The 8,739-nt window shown below is 68.9% G+C and carries 2 protein-coding genes; both read left to right on the forward strand.

Annotated features, from left to right (window positions below; translation table 11 throughout):
• The first annotated feature begins 146 nt into the window (after positions 1-146).
• On the forward strand, positions 147-1,160 hold the full coding sequence (locus tag OG874_RS39750) for a LuxR C-terminal-related transcriptional regulator (protein ID WP_330252181.1): 1,014 nt from the start codon (positions 147-149) through the stop codon (positions 1,158-1,160).
• 251 nt (positions 1,161-1,411) lie between these two features.
• Positions 1,412-8,725 (forward strand): amino acid adenylation domain-containing protein, encoded by a 7,314-nt coding sequence (locus OG874_RS39755; protein ID WP_330252182.1) that lies wholly within the window; start codon positions 1,412-1,414, stop codon positions 8,723-8,725.
• Positions 8,726-8,739 lie beyond the last annotated feature (14 nt).

Here is an 8,739-nt window from a genome sequence, read left to right on the forward strand (position 1 = left end):
CCCGGCTTGATAGTCCAATACGCACTGCGCTCCCATAGGGACCGGACGGTCGTTAGGCTCGGGCCCGTGAGCGAGCGTGGCGAGCGAGCAATTAGTACAGCCGAGCACTCGCTCGTGCCGGAACCGAGCGTCAGCGAGGTGCAGGCATGAGCGAGCGTAGCGAGCGAGCAATTAGTACAGGCGAGCTGGGCGACATCTTCGAGCCTGGATCACCGCACGGGCGTACCTACGCCGTGCTGGTGCATCATCCGCGATCCAGCCTGGCCCAGGTCGCCCGATATCTCGGTGTCTCGACCGAGGCCGCGGGCGAATCGCTGGCGGTGCTGACCGGGCTGCAGGCCGCGGTCAGTCAGTTGTCCGCCGACGGCGAGGCCGTCTGGGACGCGCACGCCCCGGAATCGCTGTCGGAGGCCGAGGCGCGGCGCAGACAGCACGAGATCAACCAGATGCACGCCGCGGCGGCGCGGCTCAGCGAGACCTTCCGCTCGGTGCGGCGCTCGCCGCGCACCAACGGCGCAATCGTTCCGGTATTCGAACGTCTGGAGATGTTGGCGGACTTCGAGGAGGTGCAGACGTCGGCGCGCAATACCGTCAAGGTGATCGAACGCGGCCCCTACCTCAGCGATCCCGAGCGGGAGCGACAGTTGTTCCTGCTCAAGCGCTCTCGGATCGGCGAGGGCATCCGCTACCAGACGCTCTATCAGGACACCATCTACCAGGACGCGGAGCGGCTGCGGCACGCGCTGTCCACCAATGCCAGCGGCGCTCAGGCACGCACGCTGCCCGAGCCGCCGTTCAAGCTGATCATCAGCGACGACGAACGGGCCAGTCTGGTGCTGCACGCCGATGAGCGCCGCCCGGATCCGATGGGGCTGCGCGTCGCCGGATCGCCCGGATTGCGTTTGCTGATCAAGACTTTCGATGTGCTGTGGTCGCTGGCCGCGCCGATTTCGGTGAATCCGGCTGCCGAGGAACTCGACGAGCGGGACAAGGCGATCCTGACCCTGATGGGTCTCGGCGCGACCGATGACACCATTGCCCGCAGGCTGGGCATGTCCCGGCGCACCGTGGTCCGGCGCACGGCGCGGTTGCTGGAGCGGCTCGGCGCGAGCACTCGGTTCCAGGCGGGGGTACAGGCGACCAGGCGCGGATGGTTGTGAGTTCCCGCCAGTGAACTGCTCGATTCGACAACGTATGACGATTGTTGAACGATCAGGGCCGGGAGGTTTGAGGGCTTGTGCGGCAATGGGTTCGGAGGTACTGCCACACACCTCAGCGCTTCGGGGGTAGCCGCGCTACCCCCGAATCCCGATGGCGTGGTGCGGGGCGGACACGGCCGCGGCGGCAATCGTCGTGGTGGTTGGCTAGTTCGGCCCCGTGGCCTGGCGTGATGTGAGAGGTAGTTGCTCGAGTGGATGGAGTACGTCGTTCCGTTCGGAGTAGCCGTCGACGCCGGGCGGGCGCACCACTTTTCGGGCAGCTGCTCACCGCTGCCGTCGAATCCGCGGCCGATGCGATCGCGATCCGATTCGATCCGACCGGTGATCCGGCGACCCGGGTCGAGCTGACCTATCGCGAATTCGATGAGGCGTCGTCGCGGCTGGCCAGAGAGCTGATCGAGCGGGGCATCGGCCCCGGCGATGTGGTGGCTGTCGCGCTGCTGCGTTCGGTCGAGTCGGTGCTGGCCGTGTGGGCCATCGCGAAGACGGGCGCGGCCTATGTTCCGGTCGATCCGGGCTATCCCGCGGAGCGGATCACCCATATGGTGACCGATTCCCGCGCCGTGCTCGGCGTGACCATCTCGGCGCACCGGGTCGCACTCGGTACCTCGCTCGATTGGATCGAACTGGACGATCCGGCTGTGGCCGCGCGGGTCGCCGCTCAGCCGGAACGGCCGATCTCCTATACCGATCGGGTGCGTCGGCTCGACGAACGGCATCCGGCGTACGTCATCTACACGTCGGGGTCCACCGGGCGGCCGAAGGGTGTCGTGGTGACGCATGCCGGTCTGGCCGCGCTGGCCGCGGTCGGGCAGCGGTACGCGGTGACCAGCGCTTCGCGGGTCACCCATCTCAGCTCGCCGAGCTTCGACTTTTCCCTGATGGAGCTGCTGTTCACCTTCTCGGCCGGTGCGACGCTGGTCATCGCGCCGCCGACGGTGTTCGGCGGCGACGAACTCGCGGATCTGCTGCGGCGCGAGCGGGTCACGCATCTGCTGATCACGCCGGGCGCGCTGGCATCGGTCGATCCGGCCGGGCTGGACGAGCTGCGGGTGGTGGTCGCCGGCGGCGACAAACTGAGCGCCGAGCTCGTCGAGCGGTGGGCGCGCGACGGCCGGGCCGTCTTCAATGCCTATGGCCCGACCGAGGTCACGGTCATGGTCACCACGGGACAGATGGTCTCCGGCGAACCGGTGACCCTGGGCGGCGCGGTCGCGGGTATCGGGGCGTTCGTACTGGATTCCCGGATGCGTCCGGTGCCATCGGGTGTCGTCGGCGAGCTCTATCTGACCGGACCCGCGCTCGCGCAGGGCTATCTCGGTCGACCGGGGCTCACCGCGGATCGGTTCGTGGCCAGCCCATTCGGCGCGGAGACCGGAGCACCGGGCGCTCGGCTGTACCGCACCGGCGATCTGGTGCGGCGCGATGCCGGCGGCAACCTCGAGTATCTGGGCCGGTCGGATTTCCAGGTGAAGATCCGCGGTCTGCGCATCGAACTCGGTGAGATCGACAGTGCACTGGCCGCGCATCGGGATATCGACTTCGCGGCGACGCTCGGGCGGACCTTGCCGTCCGGGGTGAGCGCCCTGGTGTCTTATGTCCGGCCGCGCGCCGGTGCGATGGTGGATACCGCCGAGCTGCTGGCCGGGCTCGCGGAGTCGTTGCCCGCGTATATGGTTCCGGCCGCCATCGTGGTGCTCGACGAGATTCCGTTGACCCCGGTGGGGAAGCTGGATCGGGCGGCATTGCCGGAGCCGGTATTCGAGGCCCGGGAGTTCCGTGCGCCGTCCACTCCAGTGCAGCAGATCGTCGCGCAGGTGTTCGCCGCGTTGCTGCTGGCCGAGGGCACGGATGCGCGCGTCGGCGTCGATGACGATTTCTTCGCCCTCGGCGGCAACTCGCTGCTGGCCGCGCAGGCCGCGGCGCGGATCGGCACCGCACTGCAGACCCGGGTTCCGGTGCAGCTGGTCTTCGAGGCGCCGGCGGTCGGCGAGCTCGCCGACCGCGTGGCCCGCCACCTCGGTTCGGCCGGGGACCCGCTGACCGCGCAGCAACGTCCGGAGCACATCCCGCTGTCGTACGCGCAGCAGCGGATGTGGTTCCTCAACCGCTTCGATCCGGCCAGCGGGGTCAACAATATTCCGCTCGCGGTGCGGTTGGCCGGTGTGCTCGACGTCGTGGCGCTGCGGGCCGCGGCGCGCGATCTGGTGGCGCGGCACGAGGTGCTGCGGACGGTCTATCCGGAGATCGACGGCGACGGTACCCAGTTGGTGTTGCCGATCGACGATGCTCGTGCGGTACCGGAACTTCCCGTGCTCGCCGCGACCATGGCCGAGCTGCCCGAACTCGTCGCCGCGGCGGCGGTCGCGGGCTTCGACGTCGTCGCGGTACCGCCGATTCGACTGCGGCTGTTGCGGATCAGCGAATCCGACCACGTGCTGGTGTGCGTGGTGCACCACATCGCGGCCGACGGGTTCTCGATGGGGCCGCTCGCGCGCGATCTGATGTCCGCCTATGCCGAACGGGTACGTGGTGACCAACCGCGGTGGCAGCCGCTCGAGGTGCACTACGCCGACTATGCGATCTGGCAGCGGCGGGTGCTCGGCGCGCCGGACGACGCCGAATCACTGCTCGCCACCCAGATCTCCTTCTGGCGTGCCGAATTGGCCGGTCTGCCCGAACAATTGGCGCTGCCCACCGATCGGCCACGGCCCGCGGTGCTGTCCAACCGCGGCGCCGTGTACGTCTTCGAGATCGATGCCGAGATCCACACGGCGCTGGAACATATTGCCCGCGGCCATAATTCGACTCTGTTCATGGTGGTGCACGCCGCGTTCGCGGTGCTGCTCGCGCGACTGTCCGGTACCCGGGATATCGCCATCGGGACACCGGTCGCCGGACGCGGTGCGGCCGCGCTCGACGATCTGATCGGCATGTTCGTCAATACGCTTGTGCTGCGCGGCGATATCGATCCGACGCTGTCGTTCGACGAGCTGCTGCGCGAATTCCGGCGCGGTGATGTCGCGGCCTTCGGGCACGCGGACGTCCCGTTCGAGCGCCTGGTCGAGCTGCTCGATCCGGTGCGGTCGATGTCGCGGCATCCGCTGTTCCAGGTGCTGCTGACCTTCCAGAACATGGCTCCGACAGCACTGGAGCTACCCGGGCTCGCCGTATCGGGTCTGGATCTCGGTGTGACGCAGTCGAAGTTCGATCTCGAGCTGACCGTGGTGCCGAATGCGGACAAGGGTGTGGCAGGCGGTATGGCGGCCTCGTTCACCTACGCGACCGATCTGTTCGACGAGACAACGGTGGCGAGCTTCGCGGCGCGCCTGACTCGAATACTCGCCGCGGTCGTCGCGGATCCACACCGGGCGGTGGGGCAGATCGAGCTGCTTACGGCCACCGAGCGGCAGCGAATGCTGGTGGACTGGAACGACACTGCGCACCAGGTCGCACCGGAGCTCCTGCTCGACGGATATCGGCGGGCAGCGGTGCGATATCCGGACGCGGTCGCGGTGGCCTTCGAAGGGACCGAACTCACCTATCGGGAGTTCGACGCGCGGGTCAATCGGCTCGCCAGGTTGCTGATCCAAGCGGGCGTCGGCGCGGAATCGCTGGTGGGGCTGGCGGTTCGGCGCTCGGTTGAGCTGGTGGTCGGCATGTACGCGATCATCACCGCGGGTGGTGCGTACCTGCCGTTGGATCCGGATCATCCGGCCGACCGGATCGCGCACATCCTCGATACCGCCCGGCCCGTCTGCGTGCTGACCACCATGTCGGATGCCGTCGCGGTGCCGGGCGATACACCGGTGGTGTACCTGGATACCGTTGCGCTGGAGCTGTTCTCGGGGGATGCCGTCGAACTGTCGCGACCGGTGTCGCGGAACAACCCCGCCTATGTGATCTTCACCTCGGGTTCCACCGGTCGCCCGAAAGGCGTCGCGGTGTCCCATGCGGCGATCCACAACCAGATCGAGTGGATGTTGTCGGAGTATCCGCTCGGTCCCGATGATGTGTATCTGCAGAAGACCGCCACCACGTTCGATGTGTCGCTGTGGGGATACTTCATGCCGCTGCGGGTGGGAGCCAAGCTGGTGGTGGCCACTCACGACGGTCACCGCGACCCGGTCTACCTGGCGGAAACGATTGCCGCACAAAAGGTTACGGTCACCGACTTCGTGCCGTCGATGCTGACGGCGTTCGCCGCGCATACCGCGCCCGGATCCTGCCCCACCCTGCGCGATGTGCTCGTGATCGGCGAGGCGCTGCCGCCGGAGACGGTCACCGCCCTCGGCGCGGTATCCGGCACCGCGGTCCACAATCTGTACGGCCCGACCGAGGCAGCGGTATCGGTGACCGCGTGGCGGGCAAGTGCCGCCGACACGGTCACCGTGCCGATCGGCCTGCCGCAATGGAATACCCGTGTGTACGTGCTGGATTCGCGGCTGCGGCCGGTTCCGGCCGGTGTCGTCGGTGAGTTGTATCTGGCGGGGGATCAGCTGGCGCGCGGCTATGTCGGCCGACCGGATCTGACGGCGGATCGGTTCGTGGCCGACCCCTTGACCGTGGGTGCGCGGATGTATCGCACCGGTGACCTGGTGGCCTGGCGTGCGTCGGCCGACGCCCATGTTCTGGAATACCTGGGCCGCAGTGATTTCCAGGTGAAGTTCCGCGGCCAGCGGATCGAACTCGGTGAGATCGAGACCGCGCTGCAGGCCCAGCCCGCGGTCAGCCAGGCCGCGGCGGCGGTGGTATCCACGCCGACCGGCGATCAACTGGTCGGGTACGTCGTGCCGATGCCGCGACATCAGGTCGAGCAGCGGGAATTGCGTTCGGGCATAGCGCAAGTGCTGCCGACCTACATGGTTCCGGCCGCCGTCGTGGTGCTCGCCGAGTTCCCGTTGAACACCAGCGGGAAGCTGGATCGCAAGGCGTTGCCCGCACCGACCTTCAGCGCGCGTGAGTTCCGTGCCACGATCACCCCGGCGCAGGAGATCGTGGCGGCCGTATTCGCCGAGGTGCTCGGTGTCGAGCGGGTCGGCCTCGACGACGACTTCTTCGACCTCGGCGGCAATTCGCTGCTGGCCACCCGGGTCATCGCCAGGATCAATGACGCGCTGGATACCGATGTGGCGGTGCGGGATCTGTTCGAGACCTCGGCCGTCGCCGCGCTCGCGGCCGGGATCGTGCCCGGTGCGGGCCGCGATGCCACCCACCGGCTGCCGCTGACGCGGGCCGAGCGGCCGGAGCTGGTGCCGCTTTCGCTTGCCCAGCAACGGATGTGGGTGCTCAACCGGATCGATCCGCGCTCGCCCGCCTACAACCTGCCCTTCGCGATCCGGCTGACCGGTGCGCTCGATATCGCGGCGCTGCGCCGGGCCGTCGAGGATGTGCTGGTGCGGCACGAGGCGCTGCGCACCCGCTTCCCGACGGCCGGGACCGGCGGGCAGCCCTATCAGGAGGTGCTTTCCGCCGCCGAGGCACTACCCGGCGGACTTCGCGTCGAGACCGCCACCGACGTGTCCGCCCGGGTCGGGGAGCTGGCGTCGGAGGGCTTCGATGTCACCGAGCAGGTGCCGGTGCGGGTTCGGCTACTGGCCGACGAGGCCGGCGCGGACCATGTGCTCGTCCTTGTGGTGCACCATATTTCGGCCGACGGCGCCTCGCTCGCGCCGCTGGCCCGCGATCTGGTGACCGCCTACCTCGCACGTATCGGAGGCAGCGCGCCCGGCTGGTCGGCGCTGCCGGTGCAGTACGCGGACTTCGCGCTCTGGCAGCGCGCGGTCATCGGCGTCGACGACGATGCGAACTCCGTGGCCGCACGGCAATTGGCGTACTGGCGCGAGCAGTTGGCGGGTCTGTCGACGGCACCGGTACTACCGCTGGATCGGCAACGTCCGGTGACCGCGTCGGGCCGCGGTGCGTCGGTCGGGTGGACCGTGCCCGCCGAGGTGCACGAGGGTCTGCTGCGGATCGCGCGTGCGCACCGGTCTTCGCTGTTCATGGTGGTGCATGCCGCGCTGGCCGTCCTGCTCGCCCGACTATCGGGCGGTTCGGATATCGCGATCGGCACCCCGATCGCCGGGCGCGGTCAACGGGCGCTGGACGAGCTGGTCGGCATGTTCGTCAACACGCTCGCACTGCGCACGTCCGTCGATCGAGCGAGCACCTTCGACGAGCTGGTCGAGCAGACGCGGACGACGGATCTTTCCGCGTTCGCGCACGCGGATCTGCCGTTCGAGCGGGTGGTCGAGGCCATCGCCCCCGGCCGGGGCGCGGCGTCGCGGCATCCGCTGTTCCAGGTGATGCTGTCCTTCCAGAACCTCGAACAGCCCGGTCTGGAGCTGCCGGGTCTGACCGTCGCGGCATTGGACGCGGGCGATGTCGTCGCGAAGTTCGATCTGCAGGTGGTGGTCGAACCTCGGCGACAGCCGGACGGTACGCCCGGCGACCTGATCGCCGTATTCACCTATGCGACCGACCTTTTCGAGGAATCGACGGTGCACGGGCTCGGGCGCATGCTGGAGCGCATTCTGGCCGCGGTGGTCGCCGACCCGGGGGCGCGCATCGGCGGCATCGATATTCTCGACGCCGTCGAGCGGGATCGGGCGGTCACCGCGACCGCGCCGACCGAACCAACCCGGGCCGGCACCGATGGGACCGAGCTGACCCACCTGTTGACCGCCGCGGTGGAGGACGATCCGGACGCGCCCGCCCTGGTGTGGGGCGAACACGAACTGTCCTATGCCGAGCTCGACGCTCGGTCCTCGCGGCTGGCCAGGGTGCTGATCGGGTACGGCTGTGGGCCGGGCACCGGCGTCGCGATCCGGTTGGAGCGCGGCGTCGACTCGGCGGTGGCGGCGTGGGCGGTCCTTGAGGTGGGCGCGGCGCTGGTCCCGGTCGCCTCGATCGACGCGGCACTGCCCGCTGGATCCGCGGTCCGGATCGGGCTGACCACCGGTTCGGATCCGATCGGCGGCGCGGGCGTCGAATGGCTGCGACTCGACGATGCCGCAACCGCCGCCGTCATCGCCGCGCAATCGCCGCGACCGGTCAACCACGCGCACCGGACCGGAGTGTTGAGCGGTGGCGATCCAGCGCTCATCGCCGCCTCGGGGGTGCGGATGAGCTATGACGAGGTGGCGACCGCGGCGGATCGGTTGCGCGTGCGCACCGGGCTGACCTTCGAGTCGCGTACCTTCCGGCATGGACGGCCCGATACGTCGGCGGCGCTGCTCGAGGTGGTGGTCGCGGGCGCGACCGGAGCCAGCCTGATCGTGCTGCCGGACGCCGAACTCGATCTGGGTGCGGCCCTCGCCGACGAGTGGGTGACGCATCTGATCACCGATGACGCCGTGCTGAGCGCCATCGATACGACTCGACTCACGGACCTGCGGGCGGTGGTGCTCGAACGGGGATCGGCCGCCGGGGTCGCGGTGCCGGGGTCGACCGAGCTGGTGCTGCTGGAGGAGCTGTTGCCGGTCGGGGTGGCCCTGAGGATGTGACGGTGCGTGGGGGC

Origin of the sequence: Nocardia sp. NBC_00565 (assembly GCF_036345915.1) — a bacterium.
In the GTDB taxonomy this organism is placed as follows: Bacteria; Actinomycetota; Actinomycetes; order Mycobacteriales; family Mycobacteriaceae; genus Nocardia.